At 61.6% G+C, this 22,786-nt stretch carries 21 protein-coding genes; 2 read left to right on the top strand and 19 right to left on the bottom strand.

The features are described from left to right. Positions 1-65: 65 nt before the first annotated feature. The 3 genes from OEG79_RS12430 to OEG79_RS12440 are packed head-to-tail and all read right to left on the bottom strand — an operon-like array spanning position 66 to position 2,071. Entirely contained in the window at positions 66-878 is an 813-nt protein-coding gene (locus OEG79_RS12430) for an OmpA family protein (protein WP_264145324.1), read from the bottom strand. Continuing rightward, a complete protein-coding gene (locus OEG79_RS12435) occupies positions 878-1,228 on the bottom strand; it encodes a DUF4398 domain-containing protein (protein ID WP_264145325.1) in 351 nt (116 codons plus the stop codon). Before OEG79_RS12435 ends, OEG79_RS12430 begins: the two co-directional genes overlap by 1 nt. A 9-nt stretch (positions 1,229-1,237) precedes the next feature. Beyond that, positions 1,238-2,071, bottom strand: a complete 834-nt coding sequence (locus tag OEG79_RS12440; RefSeq protein WP_264145326.1) for a substrate-binding periplasmic protein — start codon at positions 2,069-2,071, stop codon at positions 1,238-1,240. Between the two features lie 115 nt (positions 2,072-2,186). On the opposite strand from OEG79_RS12440, the gene OEG79_RS12445 reads away from it, so the two are divergent. Then, positions 2,187-3,128: an alpha/beta fold hydrolase gene (locus OEG79_RS12445; RefSeq protein ID WP_264145327.1), complete on the top strand. Its 942-nt coding sequence runs from the start codon at positions 2,187-2,189 to the stop codon at positions 3,126-3,128. A 42-nt stretch (positions 3,129-3,170) separates the two neighbouring features. On the opposite strand, the gene OEG79_RS12450 is transcribed toward OEG79_RS12445, so the two are convergent. After that, the gene (locus OEG79_RS12450; protein ID WP_264145328.1) at positions 3,171-4,100 is read right to left on the bottom strand and encodes an electron transfer flavoprotein subunit alpha/FixB family protein; all 930 of its coding nucleotides are present in this window, start codon (positions 4,098-4,100) and stop codon (positions 3,171-3,173) included. After that, a complete protein-coding gene (locus tag OEG79_RS12455; protein ID WP_264145329.1) occupies positions 4,101-4,850 on the bottom strand; it encodes an electron transfer flavoprotein subunit beta/FixA family protein in 750 nt (249 codons plus the stop codon). Positions 4,851-5,174: 324 nt separating this feature from the next. Between OEG79_RS12455 and OEG79_RS12460 the strand changes: the two genes are divergently transcribed. Continuing rightward, positions 5,175-6,839: an electron transfer flavoprotein-ubiquinone oxidoreductase gene (locus tag OEG79_RS12460; RefSeq protein WP_264145330.1), complete on the top strand. Its 1,665-nt coding sequence runs from the start codon at positions 5,175-5,177 to the stop codon at positions 6,837-6,839. A 63-nt stretch (positions 6,840-6,902) separates the two neighbouring features. Here the strand turns inward: OEG79_RS12460 and OEG79_RS12465 are convergent, their stop codons facing one another. The 14 genes from OEG79_RS12465 to leuD form a co-directional block, all read right to left on the bottom strand. Further along, positions 6,903-7,679, bottom strand: coding sequence for an SDR family oxidoreductase (locus OEG79_RS12465; RefSeq protein WP_264145331.1), 777 nt, complete (start codon positions 7,677-7,679; stop codon positions 6,903-6,905). Beyond that, positions 7,679-8,890, bottom strand: a complete 1,212-nt coding sequence (locus OEG79_RS12470; protein ID WP_264145332.1) for an O-succinylhomoserine sulfhydrylase — start codon at positions 8,888-8,890, stop codon at positions 7,679-7,681. The genes OEG79_RS12465 and OEG79_RS12470 overlap by 1 nt, the downstream gene beginning before the upstream one ends. 111 nt (positions 8,891-9,001) lie before the next feature. Beyond that, positions 9,002-10,510, bottom strand: a complete 1,509-nt coding sequence (gene purF, locus OEG79_RS12475; protein ID WP_264145333.1) for an amidophosphoribosyltransferase — start codon at positions 10,508-10,510, stop codon at positions 9,002-9,004. A gap of 76 nt (positions 10,511-10,586) precedes the next feature. Beyond that, positions 10,587-11,108 carry a CvpA family protein gene (locus tag OEG79_RS12480; protein ID WP_264145334.1) on the bottom strand — a complete coding sequence of 174 codons (522 nt, stop codon included), beginning with the start codon at positions 11,106-11,108 and terminating at the stop codon, positions 10,587-10,589. Positions 11,109-11,193: 85 nt separating this feature from the next. Further along, entirely contained in the window at positions 11,194-11,808 is a 615-nt protein-coding gene (locus OEG79_RS12485; RefSeq protein ID WP_264145335.1) for an SPOR domain-containing protein, read from the bottom strand. 14 nt (positions 11,809-11,822) lie between these two features. Beyond that, positions 11,823-13,100 carry a bifunctional tetrahydrofolate synthase/dihydrofolate synthase gene (gene folC / locus OEG79_RS12490; protein ID WP_264145336.1) on the bottom strand — a complete coding sequence of 426 codons (1,278 nt, stop codon included), beginning with the start codon at positions 13,098-13,100 and terminating at the stop codon, positions 11,823-11,825. Continuing rightward, positions 13,097-13,981, bottom strand: coding sequence for an acetyl-CoA carboxylase, carboxyltransferase subunit beta (gene accD / locus OEG79_RS12495; protein WP_161865309.1), 885 nt, complete (start codon positions 13,979-13,981; stop codon positions 13,097-13,099). The genes folC and accD overlap by 4 nt, the downstream gene beginning before the upstream one ends. 134 nt (positions 13,982-14,115) lie before the next feature. After that, the gene (locus OEG79_RS12500; protein WP_264145337.1) at positions 14,116-14,748 is read right to left on the bottom strand and encodes a phosphoribosylanthranilate isomerase; all 633 of its coding nucleotides are present in this window, start codon (positions 14,746-14,748) and stop codon (positions 14,116-14,118) included. Positions 14,749-14,792: 44 nt separating this feature from the next. Next, on the bottom strand, positions 14,793-15,656 hold the full coding sequence (gene truA / locus OEG79_RS12505) for a tRNA pseudouridine(38-40) synthase TruA (RefSeq protein ID WP_264145338.1): 864 nt from the start codon (positions 15,654-15,656) through the stop codon (positions 14,793-14,795). An 8-nt stretch (positions 15,657-15,664) separates the two neighbouring features. Continuing rightward, entirely contained in the window at positions 15,665-18,487 is a 2,823-nt protein-coding gene (locus OEG79_RS12510; protein ID WP_264145339.1) for a FimV/HubP family polar landmark protein, read from the bottom strand. Between the two features lie 156 nt (positions 18,488-18,643). Beyond that, positions 18,644-19,654 (bottom strand): aspartate-semialdehyde dehydrogenase, encoded by a 1,011-nt coding sequence (locus OEG79_RS12515; protein ID WP_264145340.1) that lies wholly within the window; start codon positions 19,652-19,654, stop codon positions 18,644-18,646. Between the two features lie 141 nt (positions 19,655-19,795). Next, positions 19,796-20,908 (bottom strand): aspartate-semialdehyde dehydrogenase, encoded by a 1,113-nt coding sequence (gene asd, locus OEG79_RS12520; RefSeq protein WP_264145341.1) that lies wholly within the window; start codon positions 20,906-20,908, stop codon positions 19,796-19,798. Positions 20,909-20,964: 56 nt separating this feature from the next. Next, positions 20,965-22,047 carry a 3-isopropylmalate dehydrogenase gene (gene leuB / locus OEG79_RS12525; RefSeq protein ID WP_264145342.1) on the bottom strand — a complete coding sequence of 361 codons (1,083 nt, stop codon included), beginning with the start codon at positions 22,045-22,047 and terminating at the stop codon, positions 20,965-20,967. An 84-nt stretch (positions 22,048-22,131) separates the two neighbouring features. Next, positions 22,132-22,779 (bottom strand): 3-isopropylmalate dehydratase small subunit, encoded by a 648-nt coding sequence (gene leuD, locus OEG79_RS12530; RefSeq protein ID WP_264145343.1) that lies wholly within the window; start codon positions 22,777-22,779, stop codon positions 22,132-22,134. Between the last annotated feature and the right edge of the window lie 7 nt (positions 22,780-22,786).

The raw sequence follows: 22,786 nt of genomic DNA on the forward strand, positions 1-22,786 counted from the left end.
CTCGCCGTTCTCAGAGCAGAAAAAACCCCGGACGCTGCCGGGGTTGTGTCAACTCGATACTCGACTCAGCGTTCTGCGCCAAGTTGGCCTCGCTCGTCGGAAAAGACGATTTCCACCCGGCGATTCTGTGCCCGACCACGTGCCGATGCATTTTCCGCGACCGGGAAGGCGGCGCCGTAACCGGTCACCTGAAGGCGCTTGGCATCGACTCCCAGGTCGACCAGCAGATCGGCCACGGCTTGCGCACGCGCACGGGACAATTCGAGATTCTCGGCCGCATCGCCGGTATTGTCGGTATAGCCTTCGATGCGTACCCGCCGCTGCGGATTGATCTGCAGGAACTGTACGAGCTTCAGAATGGTACGGTTGGCCGCCGGTTGCAGATCGGCACTGTCGGCATCGAACAATACATCGCCCAGGGTCATCACCAGACCGCGTTCGGTCTCGCTGGTGGCAAGACTGACCATCTGTTCTTCCAGCCAGCCGCTGTGCTGCTGCACGCTGAGCAGCTTGGCTTCGCGCAATGTCAGCTGCAGACGCTGACGTTCAAGCTCAAGCTTGGCGGCGCGCTCATGATTGAGGCTTATATCGCTGTGCTGCCGGGCGATCTCGGCGTAGCGCTGGCTGAGATAGGCGTAATGACGCACATCCTCGCCACTGCCCCAGTAGCTCGACAACCGCTCGGCACGAGCAAGGGATTCGCCCGCCCGAATCACATCCTTGGGCGCAGCGCGCAGGACGTCGGGATCTTCCTTGACCGACTGGAAGCTCAGGCGAGCCTCTTCCAGCGCCTGTTCGCTTGCCGGCTGATGACCCGCGCAACCATTCAGAAATGCGCCGACCAACAGCAGCCCGCCAAGATAACCGAAAGCCTTCATCACATGGCTCCCAGTTGCTGGCGCAGACGGCCGATACGCTGGTTGAGCTCGGTCAGCTGCTCGCGGCTCTTGGCGTTGAAATGCTGAGCCTCGGCCAGACGGGCATCCAGCTCGGCCTGCTCGGCCAGTTGGCGTGCCTGCTTGTTCTCACCATCCTGCATGGCCGTCTGGGCCTGCGCGAACTTGGTCTCGGCCTGACGCAACGACTCGGACTGTTCGCTGACAACCCCAAGGGATCTGGTCTGCACCAGGGCCTGCTCGGTCAACCGCAATTGCTCGGTGGGCGCAGGATCACTTGCGCAGGCGGTCAGGCCCAGCGCCAGCAGCAAGGGAAGTGTTCGATTGATCACGAAAGTTTCCTACTGAGTAACGTCGCCCACCGGGTCGGGCTGCATCTGCTGCGCCTTCCACAGTTCCAGGTTGCTTTGCAGGAACTGCTCAGGCAGACCGGCGGCGACCATTTCTGTCATTTTCCTCGCCAGCTGGCCACGCAGCCAGGGCTCGTTGCACGCGGAATTGTGCGACAGGGTAAGGTAAAGACCTTCACTGGAAATGGGCGGGTCCAGCACCTCAAGGTCATCGTCCATACCCAGCGTTTCAGCAAGCGCCAGGCCGGGGTAACGCTCGTAGAGCACGTAATCGGTGCGGCCGAGCAGCAGCTTCTGGAACGCCTGGGTCAGGCTGGACACCCCCTCGAGCGTCAGGTTCTGCTTGGCGAAGGTGTCGAACTGCTGACCGAAGCTGTTGCCTACCAGGGTGTCGCCGGTGTGCCCCTGCAGGTCGATCCAGCTGCCATAGGGGAATGCCTCGCCCTTGCGCACCCAGACCACACTCGGCGTGAAGAAGAATGCAGGATGCACGTAGTCCATGTGCTCCAGTCGCGGCAGGGTCAGAAACGCACCTGCAATCAGGTCGACACGACCGGTACGCACTTCATCCTGCGCACGCGACCAAGGCCCGGTGTAGATCACGTCGATCGCTACACCCAACTCCTTGGCCAGCTGCTTGAGCATATCGGCATTGGCCCCGATCAGTTGCTGCGGATTCTGCGGATCGCGCCAGAGATAGGGCGGATATTCGGGGTTGCCGGTCGCCACCAGGCGTTCGCATTTACCCGCAGCCAGGCCGACGCTTGGCATCACGGCCAGTGCACACCACAGCAACAGCGACTTAAACAGACAACGCTCAGGCATTGACTACTCTCGGTTCATGCGTTGATCGGCGGGATGAGTGCAACCCTACCCGTAATCTTCTGTGTTCATGCTAGCTTAGTGGCGTCGCCATAATAATTCGCGATAAGGACGCGCCATGAAAAAACTGCTGTTCGGACTGATACTCCTGCTGTCAGCAACGGTAGCCGCGCTGTACTTCACCCCTGCAGCTCAACTGACAGTCCTGCGCTGGGTAGAACAGTACCGCGCCGGGCTCACTCACGAGCAGCTAACGGTCAACGATCTTAACATCCATTACTACCAGGGAGGACCCGCCAGCGGCGAAACCCTGATACTGCTCCACGGCTTCGCTGCGGACAAGGATAACTGGCTGCGTTTTTCCCGCCACCTGACGCAGGACTATCGCGTCATCGCCGTGGACCTGCCCGGTTTCGGCGAGAGCGATCTGCCGCCAGGCAGCTATGACGTCGGCACCCAGGCCGAGCGACTGGCCAACATCCTCGATGCCCTGGGTATCCGGCAGGCGCATGTGCTGGGTAATTCGATGGGCGGGCATATCGCCGCACTCTTCGCAGCACGCTACCCGGACCGGGTGCACTCGCTGGCCCTGTTCGACAACGCCGGTATCGACGCCCCCAGACAGAGCGAGCTGTACCAGCGCCTGCGTCAGGACGGCGCCAACCCGCTGGTAGTACGCAAGATCGAGGACTTCCAGGCGCTGCTGGAGTTCGTCTTCGTCGAACCACCCTATCTGCCGGAATCACTGAAGACCCACCTGGCCGAACGCGCCATGGCCAACGCGGCGCATTACGATCGAGTATTCGAGCAGCTGGTGAGTCGTTATGTCCCGCTTGAGCACGAGCTGCCGAAGATCAGCGCGCCCACCCTGATACTCTGGGGCAAACAGGACCGCGTACTGGACGTGTCCAGCATCGAGGTCATGCAACCCCTGCTGCGCAAACCCAGCGTTGTGATCATGGATAACGTCGGTCATGCCCCCATGCTCGAACGCCCAGAGGAAAGCGCCCTGCTCTACCGGCGTTTTCTGGCCGATCTAAAGCCTGAAGACATCCCATAAAAAACCCGCTCTAGAGCGGGTTTTTTCGTAGCGGGAAACGGCTTAGACCAGTTTTTCCAGCTCCGGAACGGCTTCGAACAGATCGGCAACCAGGCCGTAGTCAGCCACCTGGAAGATCGGCGCTTCTTCGTCCTTGTTGATCGCAACGATCACCTTGGAATCCTTCATACCGGCCAGGTGCTGGATGGCACCGGAGATACCGACAGCGACGTAGAGTTGCGGAGCAACGATCTTGCCGGTCTGGCCGACCTGCATGTCGTTCGGTACGAAGCCGGCGTCGACGGCGGCGCGGGAAGCACCAACGGCAGCACCCAGCTTGTCTGCCAGCGCGTAGAGGATCTTGAAGTTGTCGCCGTTGCCCATGCCGCGGCCGCCGGAAACGACGATCTTGGCAGCGGTCAGTTCCGGACGGTCGGACTTGGCCAGTTCTTCACCGACAAAGGCGGACTTGCCGGCATCGGCGGGGCCGGACACGGCTTCAATGGCAGCGGAACCACCTTCGGCGGCTGCGGCGTCGAAACCGGTGCTACGCACGGTGATCACCTTGACGGCAGCAGAGGACTGCACGGTGGCGATGGCGTTGCCAGCGTAGATTGGGCGCTTGAAGGTGTCGGCGCTTTCAACGGCGATGATCTCGGAGATCTGGTCGACGTCCAGGGCAGCGGCGACGCGCGGCAGGATGTTCTTGCCGTTGCTGGTAGCGGCAGCCAGGATGTGGCTGTAGCCCTTGCCCAGCTCGGCTACCAGCGGCGCGACATTTTCCGGCAGCTGGTTGGCATAGGCGGCGTTGTCGGCAACCAGGACCTTGGCCACGCCAGCGATCTTGGCAGCAGCTTCGGCAGCAGCGCCAGCATTGGCACCGGCTACCAGAACGTGAATGTCACCACCGATCTTCTGCGCAGCAGCAACGGTGTTCAGGGTAGCGGCAGCCAGAGCGGCATTGGTGTGTTCAGCGATAACCAGGATAGTCATTTAGATTACCTTCGCCTCGTTCTTCAGTTTCTCGACCAGTTCAGCCACGGACTTGACCTTGATACCGGCGCTGCGGGCAGCCGGCGCTTCGACTTTCAGGGTCTTGACGGTGGAGGCGGTGGAAACGCCCAGCGCGTCCGGGGTAACGGTTTCCAGCGGCTTCTTCTTGGCCTTCATGATGTTCGGCAGCGATGCGTAGCGCGGCTCGTTCAGGCGCAGATCGGTGGTAACGATCGCCGGCAGATTCAGCGCCACGGTCTGCAGACCGCCATCGATCTCACGGGTGACATTGACCTTGTCGCCAGCCACTTCGACCTTGGAGGCGAAGGTACCTTGGCCGAAGCCGGTCAGGGCGCCCAGCATCTGGCCGGTCTGGTTGTTGTCGCTGTCGATGGCCTGCTTGCCCATGATCACGAGCTGCGGCTGCTCCTTGTCGACCACGGCCTTGAGCAGCTTGGCCACGGCCAGGGAGTTCAGTTCGTCATTGGATTCGACGAGGATGGCGCGGTCAGCACCCAGGGCCAGAGCGGTACGCAGTTGTTCCTGAGCTGCGGCCGGGCCGATGGTGACGACGACGATTTCGCTCGCTACGCCCTTTTCCTTCAGGCGTACGGCTTCTTCCACGGCGATTTCGCAGAAGGGGTTCATGGACATCTTGACGTTGGCGAGGTCGACACCGCTGTTGTCCGCCTTGACGCGGACCTTGACGTTGTAGTCAACCACTCGTTTGACAGCTACAAGAACCTTCATGGATTCCTCGTTACTCTCCGGTGAATAAGAATGTCGCCCAGGCGAGCCTGGCCAGTGATGCAGAATCGGCCGCAACCAACCTTTCAGCTCAGACGGCGAGCGCAAAACCGCCCGTATCTTGACCCCGCGGCCTGGCCCGGTCAATACAGCGAACTGGCCGGTCATCCGCGATGTAGTACGATTCTAACAGGCCTACAGAAAATTCAAACAAACGTTTGTATTGGATCGCTCGGAGGGTGTAGATATAATGCCCGCGCCGTGCTTAGGGAGTGAGCCGCGCCCTCCCCTATAAAACATCGAAGAGCCTTGACTAGGAGATAGCCTGTGGAACGCGAATTTATGGAGTTCGACGTCGTCATCGTCGGCGCCGGCCCGTCCGGACTGTCAGCCGCCTGCCGACTGAAGCAGAAAGCCGCTGAAGCGGGCCAGGAGATCAGCGTCTGCGTGGTCGAAAAAGGCTCCGAAGTTGGCGCTCACATTCTCTCCGGTGCCGTGTTCGAGCCACGCGCCCTGAACGAACTCTTCCCCGACTGGAAAGAGCTTGGCGCCCCGCTGAACACCCCGGTCAAGCGCGATGACATCTATCTGCTGCGCGACGCTGACAAGGCTACCCGAATTCCAGACTTCTTTGTGCCGAAAACCATGCACAACGAAGGCAATTACATCATTTCCCTGGGTAACCTGTGCCGCTGGCTGGCCCAGCAGGCGGAAAATCTGGGCGTGGAGATCTACCCGGGCTTCGCCGCTCAGGAAGCGCTGATCGACGAAAATGGCGTGGTGCGCGGTATCGTCACCGGCGACCTGGGCGTCGATCGCGAAGGCAACCCCAAGGAAGGCTACTACACCCCCGGCATGGAATTGCGTGCCAAGTACACCCTGTTCGCCGAAGGCTGCCGCGGCCACATCGGCAAGCAGCTGATCAAGAAATACAACCTCGACAGCGAAGCCGACGCTCAGCATTACGGCATCGGCATCAAGGAAATCTGGGATATCGATCCGGCCAAGCATGACCAGGGTCTGGTGGTACATACCGCCGGCTGGCCGATGGACATCATGGGCACCGAGAATACCGGTGGTTCCTTCCTCTATCACCTGGAAAACAACCAGGTCGTAGTGGGTCTGATCATCGACCTGTCCTACGCCAACCCGCACCTGTCGCCGTTCGACGAATTCCAGCGTTACAAGCATCACCCGGTGATCGCCCAGTACCTGGAAGGTGGAAAGCGCGTTGCCTATGGCGCTCGCGCCATCTGCAAGGGTGGCCTGAACTCGCTGCCGAAGATGGTCTTCCCGGGCGGCGCGCTGATCGGTTGCGACCTCGGCACTCTGAACTTCGCCAAGATCAAGGGCAGCCACACCGCGATGAAATCCGGCATGCTGGCTGCTGAAGCAATCGCCGAAGCCCTGGCTGCCGGTCGTGAAGGCGGCGACGAGCTGACCAACTACGTAGATGGTTTCAAGGCCAGCTGGCTGTACGACGAACTGTTCCGCAGCCGCAACTTCGGCGCGGCCATCCACAAGTATGGCGCCATCGTCGGCGGCGGCATCAACTGGCTGGATCAGAACATCTTCGGCGGCAAGATCCCCTTCACCCTGCACGACAACAAGCCGGACTACGCCTGCCTGAAGCCGGCAGCCGAGTGCGCGAAGATCGCCTATCCGAAACCGGACGGCAAACTGAGCTTCGACAAGCTCTCCTCGGTGTTCCTCTCCAACACCAACCACGAGGAAGAGCAGCCCTGCCACCTGAAGCTCACCGACCCGAGCATCCCGCTGGCGAAGAACCTGCCGCTGTACGACGAACCAGCGCAGCGCTACTGCCCGGCTGGCGTGTACGAGGTCGTCACGCAGGAAGACGGCGAGAAGAAGTTTCAGATCAACGCGCAGAACTGCGTGCACTGCAAGACCTGTGACATCAAGGATCCGGCCCAGAACATCACCTGGGTTGCACCGGAAGGCACCGGTGGCCCGAATTACCCCAACATGTAATTCGCGCATGATGTGAAAAAGGCTCCCTCGGGAGCCTTTTTCGTTTCTGTAGAAGCCTGGGGCTCAGTCTTCGTAGATCATCTTGCGACTCATGCCGCCATCGATGACAAACTCCTCTCCGGTGACGAAACCGGCTGCATCGGACAGCAGCCAGGCGACCTGCGCTGCTACATCCTCCACCGTCCCGACGCGACCGACCGGATGCTGCGCATGATCGAACACCGACAGCGGCTCCAGGCGCTGCTGCGAAGGGTCGCGAGCGTCGATCCATCCAGGGCTGACGCAATTGACGCGCACCTCCGGCCCCAGACTGATCGATAGCGCATGCGTGAGTGCGACCAACCCGCCCTTGCTCGCTGCGTAGGCCTCGCAATCGGCTTCGGACTGACTGGCCCGGGTCGAGGCTATGTTGACGATGGCTCCGCGATGCCCCCGCAGGTACGGCGCACAGTGCTTGGCCAGAAGCATGGCGCCGGTCAGATTCACCGCCAGCATGCGATTCCAGCGTTTGAGGTCGAGCGACTCCAGCGGCGGCGTGTAGGGATCGGAAATGGCAGCATTGCACACCAGCGCATCGAGGCGACCGAACTGGCCGAGCACCTCGGCGACGCCGACACTGACCTGATCCTCCTTGGCCACATCCATGGCGACGAACCAGGCGTTGTCGCCCAGCGCACGCGCCACCCTGGAGCCGCGCTCGCGATCGACATCGGCCAGCACCACCTGCCAGCCTTCGGTGATCAGCCAGGCACTGATACCCAGACCGATGCCGCGCGCGGCTCCGGTGACCAGTGCGACACGCCCGTTATTGGGAGTTCCTTCACTCCCCCACTCCAGCATCAGAGCGCGGCCAGACCGCGCGCCAGGTCTGCCTTCAGGTCTTCCAGGTCTTCCAGGCCCACGGCAACGCGAATCAGACTATCGCTGATGCCGGCATTGGCACGCTCCTGCGGTGTCAGGCGCCCATGGGAAGTGGTGGCCGGGTGAGCGATGGTGGTCTTGGTATCACCCAGGTTGGTGGTGATGGAGATGACGCGCGTGCCATCGATCACCTTCCACGCCGCTTCGCGACCGCCCTTGACCTCGAAGCTGACCACGGCGCCAAAGGCGCTCTGCTGCTTCTTCGCCAGTTCATGCTGCGGATGGCTGGGCAGACCGGCGTAGTACACGCGCTCGACCTGAGGCTGCTGTTCGAGCCACAGCGCCAGCTGCAGGGCGCTCTCGCTCTGCGCACGCATACGAATACGCAGGGTTTCCAGCCCCTTGAGGAACAGCCAGGCATTGAACGGGCTGAGGGTTGGTCCGGCGGTGCGCAGGAAGCCGACCACCTGGTCGATCTGCGCCTTGCGCCCGGCCACCACGCCGCCGAGCCCGCGACCCTGACCATCGATGTACTTGGTCGCCGAATGCATGACGATGTCGGCGCCGAGCTTTAGCGGCTGCTGCAGAGCCGGGGTGCAGAAGCAGTTGTCCACCGCCAGCAGGGCCCCGCGGGCATGGGCGATGTCGGCCAGGGCCGCGATATCCACCAGCTCGGCCAGCGGATTGGACGGTGACTCGACGAACAGCAATCTGGTGTTGGGCTTGAATGCAGCCTGCCAGGCATCCAGATCGGCGAGCGGCACGTAGTCCACCTCGATGCCGAAGCGCTTGAGGTACTTCTCGAACAGACTGATGGTGGAGCCGAACACGCTGCGCGATACCAGCACATGGTCACCGGCGCTGCACAGGCTCATGACGATGGAGAGTATCGCCGACATGCCGGAAGCCGTGGCTACCGCCTGCTCGGCCCCTTCCAGCGCAGCGATGCGCTCTTCGAAGGTACGCACGGTAGGGTTGGTGTAGCGCGAATAAACGTTGCCGGGTACTTCACCGGCAAATCGCGCAGCCGCATCGGCCGCGGTACGGAATACATAGCTGGAGGTCAGAAACAGCGCCTCGCCATGCTCCCCTTCCGGCGAGCGGTGCTGACCGGCGCGTACCGCCAGGGTGTCGAAGCCAACGCCATCAAGATCGCTGTCGAGGCGACCCGCATCCCATTCCAGTGTCATATCTCTACCTCACGAATAAGTAGCCCGGATGCAATCCGGGAACTTCAATGTGACATTCCCCCGGGCTGCATCCGGGCTACAGATCAAGGGCAGGTCTCCCTGCCCGGTGCATCAGTTGTTATGCAGATCGATGATCGCACTGACCGCCTGGGCCTTGGCCTTGCTGGCGTCGTTACGCGCCTGCTCGATACGGTTCAGGTAGGCCTCGTCGACATCTCCGGTGACGTACTTGCCATCGAAAACCGCGCAATCGAAGTTGTCGATCTTGATCTTCTTGCTGCCACTGACTGCTTCGATCAGGTCCGGCAGGTCCTGATAGACCAGCCAGTCGGCGCCGATCAGCTCGCACACCTGCTCGGTGGTACGGCCATGGGCAATCAGTTCGTGAGCGCTGGGCATATCGATGCCGTAGACGTTCGGGTAGCGCACCGCCGGTGCCGCCGAGCAGAAATACACGTTCTTCGCCCCGGCTTCGCGGGCCATCTGAATGATCTGCTTGCAGGTGGTACCGCGCACGATGGAATCGTCCACCAGCATCACGTTCTTGCCGCGGAACTCCAGCTCGATGGCGTTGAGCTTCTGCCGCACGGATTTCTTGCGCGCCGCCTGGCCGGGCATGATGAAGGTCCGGCCGATGTAGCGGTTCTTGACGAAGCCTTCGCGGAACTTCACGCCCAGGCGGTTGGCCAGCTCCAGCGCTGCGGTACGGCTGGTATCGGGAATGGGAATGACCACATCGATATCGTGATCCGGACGCTCGCGGAGAATCTTGTCAGCCAGCTTCTCGCCCATGCGCAGGCGCGCCTTGTATACCGAGATGCCGTCCATGATCGAGTCCGGACGGGCCAGGTAGACGTGCTCGAAGATGCACGGCGCGTACTTCGGATCGGCCGCGCACTGGCGGGTGAACAGCTGGCCGTCCTCGGTGATGTACACCGCTTCGCCCGGCGCCAGGTCGCGGATCAGGGTAAAGCCGAGCACATCCAGCGATACGCTTTCCGAGGCGATCATGTACTCCACGCCCTCGTCGGTGTGGCGCTGACCGAACACGATCGGGCGAATGCCGTTGGGGTCGCGGAAACCGACGATACCGTAGCCGGTAATCATTGCCACCACCGCGTAGCCACCCAGGCAACGCTCATGCACGTGGCTGACGGCGGCGAACACATCTTCCTCGGTCGGTTGCAGCTTGCCGCGCTGGGCCAGCTCGTGGGCGAACACGTTGAGCAGCACTTCCGAGTCGGAATTGGTGTTCACGTGGCGCAGATCGGACTCGTAGATTTCCTTGGCCAACTGTTCGACGTTGGTCAGGTTGCCGTTGTGCGCCAGGGTGATGCCGTACGGCGAGTTGACGTAGAACGGCTGCGCTTCGGCCGAGCTGGAGCTGCCGGCTGTCGGGTAGCGCACGTGGCCGATGCCCATGTGGCCAATCAAACGCTGCATGTGGCGCTGCTGAAACACATCGCGCACCAGGCCGTTGTCCTTGCGCAGGAACAGGCGACCGTCATGGCTGGTGACGATACCGGCAGCATCCTGGCCGCGGTGCTGGAGGACGGTCAGCCCGTCATACAGCGCCTGATTGACATTCGATTTACCGACGATACCGACGATGCCACACATGTGCCACGACCCCTGCTAGATAGTTCAGGCTAATTCAGCGAGTGGCGCAGCGGTGACTCCGCGCCGTTCACTCTTTTTAAAGCAGATCGGCTGGGTTAGCCGAACCACCGGAAAACCACTGTTCGGACCACCCCAGAATGAGGTTCTTCGACCAGTCGGCAACCATCAGAAAATGCGGCACCAGTTGCGACTGCTGCCACCACGTATCCTGCTCCACCGGCGCCAGACTGATCAGTCCGACCAGCAGCACGACCAGCAAGCCACCCCGCGCAGCGCCGAATACCATGCCGAGGAAACGGTCGGTACCGGACAGGCCTGTCACACGGATCAGCTCACCGATCAGGAAATTGACCAGAGCCCCTACCAGCAAGGTGGCAATAAAGAGAATGGCACAGGCCGCGATCACCCGGGCAGAAGGTGTTTCGATGAATTCGACAAGATGCTGGGCCAAGGCGCCACCGAACATCCAGGCGACCACACCTGCGATGATCCAGGTCAAAAGCGACAGCGCTTCCTTGACGAAGCCACGCTTGAGACTGATCAGACTAGAGATGGCGATGACGGCGATGATCGCCCAATCGACCCAGGTGAATACCACGGTGCGGCCTACCAGCGGAAAAGGCGGAACATTTTAGCAGAGCCCGGTGAATCGGGTAACCGGGCGTTGCATTTCAACGACGGGCTCAACCCGCCTCAGGCTGGAAACGCACAACAAAACCGCTGAGCTTGTGCTGGCGGTTGAGCTGATCACGCAGACGCTCGGCCTCGGCACGCTCGATCAGTGGGCCGACGAACACGCGGTTCATGCCATCGAAGGTGCGGATGTAGGCGTTGTAGCCCTGACTGCGCAGGGTTTTCTGCAGGTTTTCGGCGCCACCGCGACTGGACAGACTGGCCAGCTGTACCGACCAACTGATCGGCAGGTTGTTGGCATCCAGGCGCCCTTCAGGCTTGGCGGGGGCTACGGTAACGGCCTGTTCGGTCTTGGCCGGCTCCGGCTTCGGCTGAACAGCCGGCACTGGAGCCGGCCCGGGCTGCTCCGGCACCTCGACGATCTGCGGCTGCACCTCTTCGACCGGCATCAACTCCTGCGGCAATTGCTCGGGCTCGACCACTTCGGCAGGCTCTACCACGATCTCGGCAGAGCTCGATGCCTGCGGCATCGCCGGCACGTCCACGACCACGCGGCGCATCTCGTCTTCGCGCGAGAGCAGCATCGGCAGAAATATCACCGCCAATGCCACCAGCACCAGAGCACCGACCATGCGCTGCTTGAGTCCCTTGTCCAGCATTGCCATCCCCAATCCCCTTATCAAGCCGGCCGGGCCAGCCAATCCAGGGCCTCGGCCACGCAGAAAAACGATCCGAACAACAGTATTTCGTCACCCTCGGCGGCCTGTTCACACTGCGCTTCAAGGGCAGCACGCACGTCCGTGTATTGCGCCACTGCAGCCCCCTGGGCTTGCAGGTACCCGGCCAGCTCGCCAGCAGAACGTGAACGCGGCGTATCCAGTGGTGCCACCGCCCAGCCGGAAACCAGACTCAGGAGCGGTGCGACAACCCCGGGCAAATCCTTATCGGCCAACAGCGCGAACACCGCCCAGCGTTTCCCACTCGGCGGACGACTTTCCAGGCGCTGCGCCAGATAATCGGCTGCATGTGGATTATGCCCAACATCGAGCAACAGTGTGAGTGGCTTGCCTCGCCAATCCAGCGCGCGCCGATCCAGACGTCCGGTTACCCGTGTAGTGAGCAAGGCCTGCTCGATCTGCTGCGGCTCCCAGGGCAGCGGCAGAAGCGCATAGGCCTGCAGCGCCAGCGCAGCGTTCTCCATCGGCAGATCGAGAAGAGGCAATTCCTCCAGGCGTAACACCTGGCCCTGCGCATCAAGGCCATACCAGGACCATGCCTGTGACTCGATGCTCAGATCATAATCACGCCCCCGCAGGTACAGCGACGCATCGAGAGTCGCCACCTCGCGCAGCAACGGTAGTGGCGGATCCAGATCACCGCACAAGGCAGGTTTGCCGGCGCGCATGATTCCGGCTTTTTCGAAGGCCACCGACTCACGGGTATCTCCCAGCCAGTCGGCGTGATCGAGACCAATACTGGTGATCAGCGCCAGATCGGCGTCCACCAGATTGACAGCATCCAGGCGTCCGCCCAGGCCGACTTCGAGCACCACGGCATCCAGCCCGGCACGCTCGAACAGCCAGAAGGCGGCCAGCGTTCCCATCTCGAAGTAGGTCAGCGATACCTCGCCACGAGCGGCTTCGACCGCAGCGAAGGCCTGGCACAGTGCCTCGTCACTCGCCTCGTGCCCGTCCAGAAGCACACGTTCGTTGTAACGGAGCAGATGGGGCGAACTGTAGACACCTACGCGTTGCCCATTGGCCCTGATCAGACTGGCGAGAAAGGCACAGGTGGAGCCCTTGCCGTTGGTGCCCGTGACGGTGATCACCAGCGGCGCAGGTTTGCCCAGGCCGAGCCTGCGCGCCACCTCGCGCGAGCGCTCCAGGCCCATGTCGATGGCCGAGGGATGCAATTGCTCGAGGTAGGCGAGCCACTCGCCCAGGCTACGCTCGGTCATGCAGTGGCCGGCAGGGAGACCGGGGAAGGACGATTCATCAGCTGCGCCAGCAGGCGCGCCAGACGCGGGCGCAACTCGTTGCGCGGAATGATCATGTCGATAGCACCGTGCTCCAGCAGGAACTCGCTGCGCTGGAAGCCTTCCGGCAGCTTCTCGCGCACGGTCTGCTCGATCACGCGTGGGCCGGCGAAGCCGATCAGCGCCTTCGGCTCGGCCACGATCACGTCACCCAGCATGGCCAGGCTGGCAGAAACACCGCCGTATACCGGATCGGTCAATACGGAGATGAACGGCAGACCCTCTTCACGCAGACGCGCCAGCGCAGCGGAAGTCTTGGCCATCTGCATCAGCGAGATCAGTGCCTCCTGCATGCGCGCACCACCGGATGCGGAGAAGCACACCAGCGGGCAGCGTTTTTCCAGCGCGACATTGGCAGCCTGGACGAAACGCTCGCCGACGATGGCGCCCATGGAACCGCCCATGAAGGAAAACTCGAATGCACAAACGGCGATCGGCATGCCTTCGAGAGTTCCGCTCATGGAGATCAGCGCATCTTTCTCGCCGGTCTGCTTCTGCGCAGCGGCCAGGCGATCCTTGTACTTCTTGCTGTCACGGAACTTCAGGCGGTCCACCGGCTCCAGATCAGCGCCGATCTCCTCGCGCCCATCGGCATCGAGGAAGATATCGAGACGCGCACGAGCGCCGATACGCATGTGGTGATTGCACTTGGGGCAGACGTCGAGGGTCTTTTCCAGCTCGGGGCGATAAAGCACGGCATCACAGGACGGACATTTGTGCCACAGGCCCTCGGGCACAGAGCTCTTTTTCACCTCGGAACGCATGATCGAGGGAATGAGTTTGTCTACCAACCAGTTGCTCATGCTGTCATTTCTCCATAACCGTTGGTTCGGATGAACGCCCCACTGCGGCGCCCATCTCCAGCAATTCTTTTATACCGTGCCCATACCCGTGGAAACGGGCCATGGCGGCTAACAGGCTAATTGACGGCCCTGCCTCAATCGCCGTCACATTGCGCGCCATGCACCGCCTGCACGAATACACGAATTTTGTTTGCATCCTTTATGCCTTTACTGGCTTCTACCCCGCCGCTGACATCGACGGCATAGGGCCTGACCTGGCGAATGGCGGCGGCAACGTTGCTCGCCTCCAGGCCACCGGCAAGGATGATCGGTTTGGCGATGTCCGACGGCACAAGTGACCAGTCGAAAGTCGCCCCGGTTCCACCGGGCACGCCTTCAACGAAGGTGTCGAGCAGAATGCCCCGAGCTCCAGAGTAGTTCGCAATGGTGGCAGCAAGGTCTTCATCGGGGCGTACACGCAGCGCCTTTATATAGGGACGACCATACCCTTCACAGTCGGCAGGCGATTCGTCGCCGTGAAACTGCAACAGATCCAGCGGCACTTGCCGCAGCAGAGCCTGCAACTGGTCACGCGGCATGTTCACGAACAGGCCGACGCTGGTCACGAACGGCGGCAACGCCTGCACGATCGCAGCAGCCTGCTCGGGACTCACCGCACGCGGGCTCTTGGCATAGAACACCAGACCGATGGCATCAGCCCCGGCCGCAACGGCCGCCAGCGCATCTTCCACCCGGGTAATGCCGCAAATCTTGCTGCGCACACGCATTCGCTTCACCTTCTGCCTGTCGAGCGCCGGATGGTAACAAAGGCTCAGGTCTGCCGCACATCTACCAGGCCGGAGAGGAAATGCGGGCCAAGGTAACGTGCCGGCAAGTCGAACTCTTCGGGGTATTCAACCTGAACCAGATAAAGCCCATAGGGGTGCGCGGTCACGCCACCACTGCGTCGCTCCGCACGCGCCAGCACCTCGCTGACCCACTCGACTGGCCGCTCTCCGGCGCCGATGGCCATCAGCACGCCGGCAATATTGCGCACCATGTGATGCAGGAAGGCGTTGGCCCGAATATCCAGTACGATGAAACAACCGTGCTCGATCACCTCCAGATGATGCACGGTCTTGATCGGCGACTTGGCCTGACACTGACTGGCGCGAAACGAACTGAAATCATGCGTGCCAACCAGAGCACGAGCAGCTTCACGCATGCGCGCCACATCCAGCGGCCGGTGATTCCAGGTCACCTCTTCGGCCATATGCGCCGGACGAATCGGATCACTGTAGATCACGTAGCGATAACGCCGCGCCATCGCGCTGAAACGCGCGTGAAAATGCGCCGGCATCACCTTCGCCCAGGTCACGCTTATGTCCTTGGGCAGGTTCATGTTGGCGCCCATGATCCAGGCGTGCAGCGGTCGCTCGACATCGGTATCGAAATGAACCACCTGCCCACTGGCGTGCACCGATGCATCGGTACGCCCGGCGCAATGAATATTGACCGGCGCGCCGCCCGCGACTTTTGACAGTGCATCCTCCAGACAACCCTGGATAGAGGCGACATTGCCAGCCTGACGCTGGAAGCCGCGGTAGCGCGCGCCCTTGTATTCGAGACCAAGGGCGACTCTGGAAAAGCCAGCGGCCGCCATTTCGGCGGCCGCTACAGGTACTGCTTCAGACATGGAATCGATCAAACCAGCTTGGCAATCATCTCGCGAGCTTCCTGCTGCTGTTCGTCGTTACCCTCGGCAACCACTTCATCGAGAATGTCGCGAGCGCCTTCGGTATCCCCCATGTCGATATAGGCGCGCGCCAGATCGAGCTTGGTCGCGGTCTCATCGGTACCCGAGAGGAAGTCGAAATCGTCGTCACCGCCCAGGTCGCCGGACAGGCTGTCGGCTGCTGCAAGCGGAGCTGCCTGCGGCTCGTCGAAGTCAGTCGACAACTGGTCCAGCTCGGCAGTCACCTCATCCAGCTGGGCCGCAAAGCTGTCAGCTTCGGCTGCTGGCTGAGCCGGCGCTTCATCTTCGAGCGACAGGTCGAAATCGGCCGGCAGGTCGAGATCGGCAGCCGGAGCTTCTTCCGGCAGATCGAGGCTCAGGCCGGACAGATCATCCTCGGACTGACTCAGCGGCGCGTCATCGTCGAGGCTCAGCAGGAAATCATCACCTTCGTCGCTGGCCACTGCAGCCGGCTCGTCCAGGTCGAGACTGAATTCAGAGAGATCATCGGCCGACTGAGACAGTTCCACCTTGTCATCACCCAGAGCCAGATCGAAGGCCAGGTCATCATCAGCGGAAGCGGCCGGTGCAGCGGGCTCGTCGATCAGGCCGAAGTCCAGATCATTATCCAGCGACAGTGGCGCTTCGTCGGTCTTGGCATGCTGAAGATCGCTTTCCAGATCAGCCTCTAGCTCATCCAGGCTCAGGTCGAATGCATCATCCAGGTCGCCACCCGCAGTGGCAGCAGGTGCTTCAGCGACGAGCTCGTCCAGGCTCAGGTCATCCAGACTGAAATCGCCCAGGTCGTCCTCGACGGACGCCGCGGCGGCGGCAGCACCGGCACCGGCAAAGGCAGCGATCGCCGGATACCTGGATTTCAGCTGCTCGGCCTCAGCATTCACTCCGCCGATTTCGCGCAGCTCGTTGTCCTGACGGGCAAAGCCTTCGCGATCACCCAGCTCGGCGTATACCTCCATCAGCTTCAGACGCAGATCGGCACGATGCGGCTCGTCGTTGATCGCGTTCTGCAGCAGTTCGGCAGCCTGATTGAAGCGGCCATAGGCGATGTAGATATCTGCCTCACCCAGCGCATCGCCGGTCTGCGCGGTAACGCGCTCTTCGCCAGCGACCGGAGCGGCCTGGGCGGCAGGTTCGTCATCGAGCCCCGCGAAGCTGTCCTCAGGCATCTCCAGATCGGACGCGAACGCCTGATCCTGCGACAGATCACCGGCCAGTTCGTCCTGCAACTCGGCTTCCTTCATGGCATTGCGACGCGACAACGCCATCAGAGCCAACAGCAGAACCAGCAGCGCACCACCACCTGCCAGCCCCAGGGTCATCGGGTTGGCCATCAGGTCATCGAGGAAGCTCTGCGGAGCCGGAGCAGGCGCTACGGGCTTGGCCGCTTCGACAGGTGTGGCCGGAGCGGCAGGTTTCACCGGAGCAACAGGCTCAACGGCAGCAGCCGGCTCCTCGGCCGGCTGTTCGGTAGTGGCGGCGCTGTCTTCGACAGACGCCCCCGGCTCCTCGGAATAGTTGTAGTCAGGTTCTGCCCCCTCAGGCGGCGACACGGGTGGAGTTGCCGCCTCCGACACAGGCGGAGCCGCTTCGGGCTCCGTAGCCGGAGTTTCCGTGGCCGGTTCATCAGCAGCAGCCGGAGCAGGAGCTGCCGAGAGATCGGCCTGCAGCTTGGCCAGCTGACTGTCTTTCAGTTCGACCAGGCGCTGCAGCTTGTCCAGCTGACTTTGCAGATCGCTCACCCGACTTTGCAGCTCGGCATTCTCGCGACGAGTCGAATCCAGACTTTCCTGAGTCACGGCCAGCTTGTCGGCCAGCGCCTTGCTGTTGGCCGAACCGGTATCGCTACCGCGAGTGGACTGACCAGCGTCAGCCGCCACCAGTTTCAGGCTGTCAGTCGATTCGGCAGTGGCAGGTGCGGAACCGGCGGTGCTACGACGGGTGGCATCCAGCTGACGCGAAGCAACGGCACGGCCTTCGCGCCAGGCAGCATTCTGTTCGGCAACCTGGGCAATCGCCTCGACAGCACTGCGACTGCGAATCTGCTGCTCATCCGGCAGACGCAGCACCTGGCCGCTCTTCATACGGTTGATATTGCCGCCGATGAAGGCATCCGGATTCAGATCCTGAATGGCCAGCATGGTCTGGTTGACCGAACCACCGCCGACGCGCTGGGCAATTTCCCACAGCGTATCGTTGGCAGTGGTCTTGTATTCGTTACCAGAGATGCTGTTCGAAGCCGGAGCCGACGCGGCAGGACGCGACGCGGTAGCAGGTGCACTGCTCGGCGCAGCGGCGGGAACAACAGCCGGGCGCGGCGCAGGCGCGGCAACCGGCAGTTGCGGCGCAGCGGCTACCGTGGTTTGCGGAGAATACAGTGGCGGATCGAGCAGCAGCGTGTACTCACGCAGCAGGCGGCCATTCGGCCAGAGTACTTCCACCAGGAAGTTGAGATAGGGCTCGCGCACTGCCTTGTTCGAAGTGACGCGAATAACGCTCTTGCCATTAGGCTTCAATACGGGAGTGAACTTGAGGTCGGTCAGAAAGTACTGACGATCAACACCCGCCTTGACGAACTCCTCGGGGGACGCGAGGGTTGGAATCACCTCATTGGAGGCCAGGTCGCGAACCTCCAGCAATTCGATCTCCGCCACCAATGGCTGATTCAGCGAGGACTGCAGGGTAACTTCACCCAACCCCAACGCATGCGCCATACCGGAAGACAGCGCGGAAGCGGCTGCGATTGCCAGCACCAGTTTGCGAACCCGAATCATAGCGTTATCCCTTGTCTTATCTTTTTTTCTCGGCATGCGAGAGGGTCTTGAGAACTGCTGCCTGCCTCCGCTCCAAGAGCGGTTCCCCATTCAGCAATCAACTCAGCCAGTATTGCCAAGCTAGAAAGATTCTTCAAATTTCTAGGTAAGTATCTTTTACAGATAGTGTTTTATCAATAACTCAGCTATCTGCACAGCATTCAGAGCGGCGCCTTTTCTTACATTATCAGACGCAATCCACAAATTGAGTTGCGTTGAATCGCCGACGCCATGGCGAACTCGTCCGACATAAACCTGATCCTGCCCCACCGCATCACCCACTGCTGTCGGATAGTCGCCCGCCTCTACCAGCTCTATGCCTGGCGCTGCTTCGAGCAATTGCTGCACGGCTGCGACATCTATATCTGCATCGGATTGCACGCCAACCGCAAGGCTGTCACCAAAGAACACCGGCGCCAGGGCGCAAGTTGCAGCAACGGGAAGCCCGGGCAGACCTAACAATTGCCGGACCTCCTCAGCGAGACGCTTTTCCAGCTGCGCATGCCCCTGCTGGTCCACTTCGCCGATCTGCGCCAGCAAATTGAAGGCGACCTGCCGATCCACCGTCTTGGGCTCCAGCGGGCGGGCGTTGAGCAACTCGGCGGTCTGGCGCGCCAACTCCTGCACGCCACCGCGCCCCAAGGTGGAGATGGCCAACATGGCCGTCAGCTGCAAACGCTGCGGATTCAGTACCGATTTCAATGCCGACAACACCAATGCGCAGGCAACCGCCGAAGGGGTCGGCGCACTGACACACCACGGCCTGGTCAGCGCCGGCAACCCATCGACGCCCAGTTCGGGCAGTACGCAGGGTGCCTGCTCCAGCGGCAACGCAGCGCTCAGATCGATCAGTGAACAGCCGGCCGCCAGCACGCGCTCACGGCAGGCGCGCGTGACTTCCGCGCCCGCAGCGAAGAATGCCAATTGCACCTGAGAAAAGTCGAAAGCCTCCAGCGACCTGACCCGCACCTGACGACCACGAAACGAAAGGCTCTGCCCCGCCGACTCGCTGCTGGCCAGCAGATGCAGATCCCTGATCGGAAATTCGCGCTCTTCGAGCAATTCGACCAGCGCTTCACCAACATTACCGGTGGCGCCGATCAGGGCGACATTGATGGGCTGACTCATGGACGGACCTACAACACAGAAGGAGCGGCACTGTAACTGCACGCCCCGCGTCCCGGCAATCGGCTTGAGCGCATATAAAAGACAAAGCCCCTCTGTATAAACAGAAGGGCCTTGCTGAACGGGCGATGACCAAAGTGGCGCTTAGCGCTCCAGCAGAATCCGCAGCATGCGGCGCAGCGGCTCGGCTGCACCCCACAGCAATTGGTCGCCGACGGTGAATGCGCCCAGGTACTGCGAGCCCATGTTGAGCTTGCGCAGACGACCGACCGGAACGCTCAGCGTGCCGGTGACGGCAGTCGGGCCGAGATCACGGATGGAGTCTTCGCGGTGGTTCGGCACCAGCTTGACCCAGGGATTGTGCTGGCTGATCAGGCCTTCGATGTCGGCCATCGGCACATCCTTGTTCAGCTTGATGGTCAGCGCCTGGCTGTGGCAACGCATGGCACCGATGCGCACGCAGATACCATCGACCGGGATCGGACTCTTGAAACGACCGAGGATCTTGTTGGTTTCGGCCTGAGCCTTCCACTCTTCACGGCTCTGCCCGTTGGGCAGTTCCTTGTCGATGTAGGGGATCAGACTGCCGGCCAGCGGCACGCCGAAGTTGTCCACCGGAAAGGACTCGCCACGCATGGTCTCGGCCACCTTGCGGTCGATTTCGAGGATGGCACTGGCCGGGTCAGCCAGGTCATCGGCCACCGCACTGTGAAGGGTGCCCATCTGCTTGATCAGCTCACGCATGTTCTGCGCGCCGGCACCGGAAGCCGCCTGATAGGTCATGGCACTCATCCATTCGACCAGACCGGCTTCGTAGAGGCCGCCCAGCGCCATCAGCATCAGGCTGACGGTGCAGTTGCCGCCAATGTAGTTCCTGGTGCCGGCATCCAGCGCCTGATCGATGACCTTGCGGTTGACCGGATCGAGCACGATCACCGCGCTGTCGTCCATGCGCAGGCTGGAAGCAGCGTCGATCCAGTAACCCTGCCAGCCGGCTTCACGCAGCTTGGGGAAGACTTCATTGGTGTAGTCGCCGCCCTGGCAGGTCAGGATCACGTCCAGGCCTTTCAGCTCGTCGATACTGTAGGCATCTTTCAGCGGAGCAATGTCCTTGCCAATGGCAGGGCCCTGGCCGCCAACATTGGAGGTGGTGAAGAACACCGGCTCGATCAGGTCGAAGTCCCGCTCTTCCAGCATGCGCTGCATGAGCACGGAACCGACCATGCCACGCCAACCGATCAGACCTACACGTTTCATAACGACTACACCCTTATAAACAGCCCGCCGGAACCACCCCGGCGGGGCTGGGAAGATTACAGACTACGCAGCGCTTCGACTACTGCATCACCCATCTCGGCGGTACCGACCCTGGTCTTGCCTTCGGACCAGATGTCGCCGGTACGCAGCCCCTGATCCAGCACCAGACTCACCGCCTTCTCGATGGCATCGGCGGCAGCGACCTGGCCGAAGCTGTAACGCAGCATCATGGACACCGAGAGAATGGTGGCCAGCGGGTTGGCAATACCCTTGCCGGCGATATCCGGCGCAGATCCGTGGCAGGGTTCGTACATGCCCTTGTTGTTGGCGTCCAGGGAGGCAGATGGCAGCATGCCGATGGAACCGGTGAGCATCGAAGCTTCGTCAGACAAAATGTCACCAAACATGTTGTCGGTGACGATCACGTCGAATTGCTTGGGTGCGCGCACCAGCTGCATGGCGGCATTGTCGACATACATGTGGCTCAGTTCGACATCCGGATAGTCCCTGGCCACTTCCTCGACCACGGCGCGCCACAACTGGCTGGAAGCCAGAACGTTGGCCTTGTCCACCGAGCACAGCTTCTTGCCACGCACGCGAGCCATGTCGAAACCGACCTTGGCGATGCGGCGGATCTCGCTCTCGCTGTACGGCAGGGTGTCGTAAGCCATGCGCTCGCCGCTCTCCAGCACCTTGCTCTCACGCGGCTGACCGAAGTAGATGCCGCCGGTCAGCTCACGCACAATGAGAATATCCAGACCCGCGACCACTTCCGGCTTGAGGCTGGAGGCCTCGGCCAGTTGCGGATAGAGGATGGCCGGACGCAGGTTGCCGAACAGACCCAGTTGCGAGCGAATTTTCAACAGACCGCGCTCCGGGCGAATGGCCGGGTCGATGGTGTCCCACTTCGGACCGCCAACGGCACCCAGCAGCACGGCATCGGCGGCGCGGGCGCGCTCAAGGGTCTCGTCTGCCAGCGGGACGCCGTACTTGTCGATGGCCGCGCCGCCCAACTCGTCAAAGGCCAGTTCGAAACCCAGAGCGAACTTGTCGTTGGCCAGGTTCAGTACCTTGACCGCCTCGGCCATGATTTCCGGGCCGATACCGTCGCCAGGGAGAACCAGAATCTGCTTGCTCATCACATCCTCACGAAACACAGGGTGCGCCGTGCGCACCACTGAAAAAAATTGTTCCGGTGCGCACCGCGCACCAGGCTGAATACCTTACTTGATCGCGCCGAACAGCCAGGGGCTGGTTTCCCGATGCCTGGCCTCGAAGGCACGAATGGCCTCCTGATCCTGCAGGGTCAGGCCAATGTCGTCCAGGCCGTTGAGCAGGCAGTGCTTGCGGAAGGCATCGACCTCGAAGCTGTACTGCACGCCGTCGGGGCGGGTCACGGTCTGGGCCTCGAGATCGACGGTCAGCTGATAACCCTCGGTGGCCTCGGCCTGCTCGAATAGCGCATCGACCTCTTCATCCTTGAGGATGATCGGCAACAGGCCGTTCTTGAAGCTGTTGTTGTAAAAGATGTCAGCGAAGCTCGGCGCAATGACGGTACGGAAGCCGTACTCGTCCAGTGCCCAGGGCGCGTGTTCGCGCGAGGAGCCGCAACCGAAGTTCTCGCGCGCGAGCAGAACGCTGGCGCCCTGATAACGCGGGAAGTTGAGCACGAAATCCGGGTTGATCGGACGCTTGGAGTTGTCCTGATTCGGCTGGCCGACATCCAGGTAACGCCACTCGTCGAACAGGTTGGGGCCGAAGCCGGTGCGCTTGATCGACTTGAGAAACTGCTTGGGAATGATCTGATCGGTGTCGACGTTGGCGCGGTCGAGCGGGCAGACCAGGCCGGTGTGTTGGGTAAAGGCTTTCATCATCTGA

Origin of the sequence: Pseudomonas sp. Z8(2022), assembly GCF_025837155.1 — a bacterium.
Lineage (GTDB): Bacteria > Pseudomonadota > Gammaproteobacteria > Pseudomonadales > Pseudomonadaceae > Aquipseudomonas.

Bases quoted from the DNA above. Each gene is read 5' to 3' on its own strand.
- OEG79_RS12430 (WP_264145324.1), bottom strand. From the start codon at position 878: ATGAAGGCTTTCGGTTATCTTGGCGGGCTGCTGTTGGTCGGCGCATTT.
- OEG79_RS12440 (WP_264145326.1), bottom strand. From the start codon at position 2,071: ATGCCTGAGCGTTGTCTGTTTAAGTCGCTGTTGCTGTGGTGTGCACTG.
- OEG79_RS12445 (WP_264145327.1), top strand. From the start codon at position 2,187: ATGAAAAAACTGCTGTTCGGACTGATACTCCTGCTGTCAGCAACGGTA.
- OEG79_RS12450 (WP_264145328.1), bottom strand. From the start codon at position 4,100: ATGACTATCCTGGTTATCGCTGAACACACCAATGCCGCTCTGGCTGCC.
- OEG79_RS12455 (WP_264145329.1), bottom strand. From the start codon at position 4,850: ATGAAGGTTCTTGTAGCTGTCAAACGAGTGGTTGACTACAACGTCAAG.
- OEG79_RS12465 (WP_264145331.1), bottom strand. From the start codon at position 7,679: ATGCTGGAGTGGGGGAGTGAAGGAACTCCCAATAACGGGCGTGTCGCA.
- OEG79_RS12470 (WP_264145332.1), bottom strand. From the start codon at position 8,890: ATGACACTGGAATGGGATGCGGGTCGCCTCGACAGCGATCTTGATGGC.
- purF (WP_264145333.1), bottom strand. From the start codon at position 10,510: ATGTGTGGCATCGTCGGTATCGTCGGTAAATCGAATGTCAATCAGGCG.
- OEG79_RS12485 (WP_264145335.1), bottom strand. From the start codon at position 11,808: ATGGCAATGCTGGACAAGGGACTCAAGCAGCGCATGGTCGGTGCTCTG.
- folC (WP_264145336.1), bottom strand. From the start codon at position 13,100: ATGACCGAGCGTAGCCTGGGCGAGTGGCTCGCCTACCTCGAGCAATTG.
- accD (WP_161865309.1), bottom strand. From the start codon at position 13,981: ATGAGCAACTGGTTGGTAGACAAACTCATTCCCTCGATCATGCGTTCC.
- OEG79_RS12500 (WP_264145337.1), bottom strand. From the start codon at position 14,748: ATGCGTGTGCGCAGCAAGATTTGCGGCATTACCCGGGTGGAAGATGCG.
- truA (WP_264145338.1), bottom strand. From the start codon at position 15,656: ATGTCTGAAGCAGTACCTGTAGCGGCCGCCGAAATGGCGGCCGCTGGC.
- OEG79_RS12510 (WP_264145339.1), bottom strand. From the start codon at position 18,487: ATGATTCGGGTTCGCAAACTGGTGCTGGCAATCGCAGCCGCTTCCGCG.
- OEG79_RS12515 (WP_264145340.1), bottom strand. From the start codon at position 19,654: ATGAGTCAGCCCATCAATGTCGCCCTGATCGGCGCCACCGGTAATGTT.
- asd (WP_264145341.1), bottom strand. From the start codon at position 20,908: ATGAAACGTGTAGGTCTGATCGGTTGGCGTGGCATGGTCGGTTCCGTG.
- leuB (WP_264145342.1), bottom strand. From the start codon at position 22,047: ATGAGCAAGCAGATTCTGGTTCTCCCTGGCGACGGTATCGGCCCGGAA.
- leuD (WP_264145343.1), bottom strand. From the start codon at position 22,779: ATGAAAGCCTTTACCCAACACACCGGCCTGGTCTGCCCGCTCGACCGC.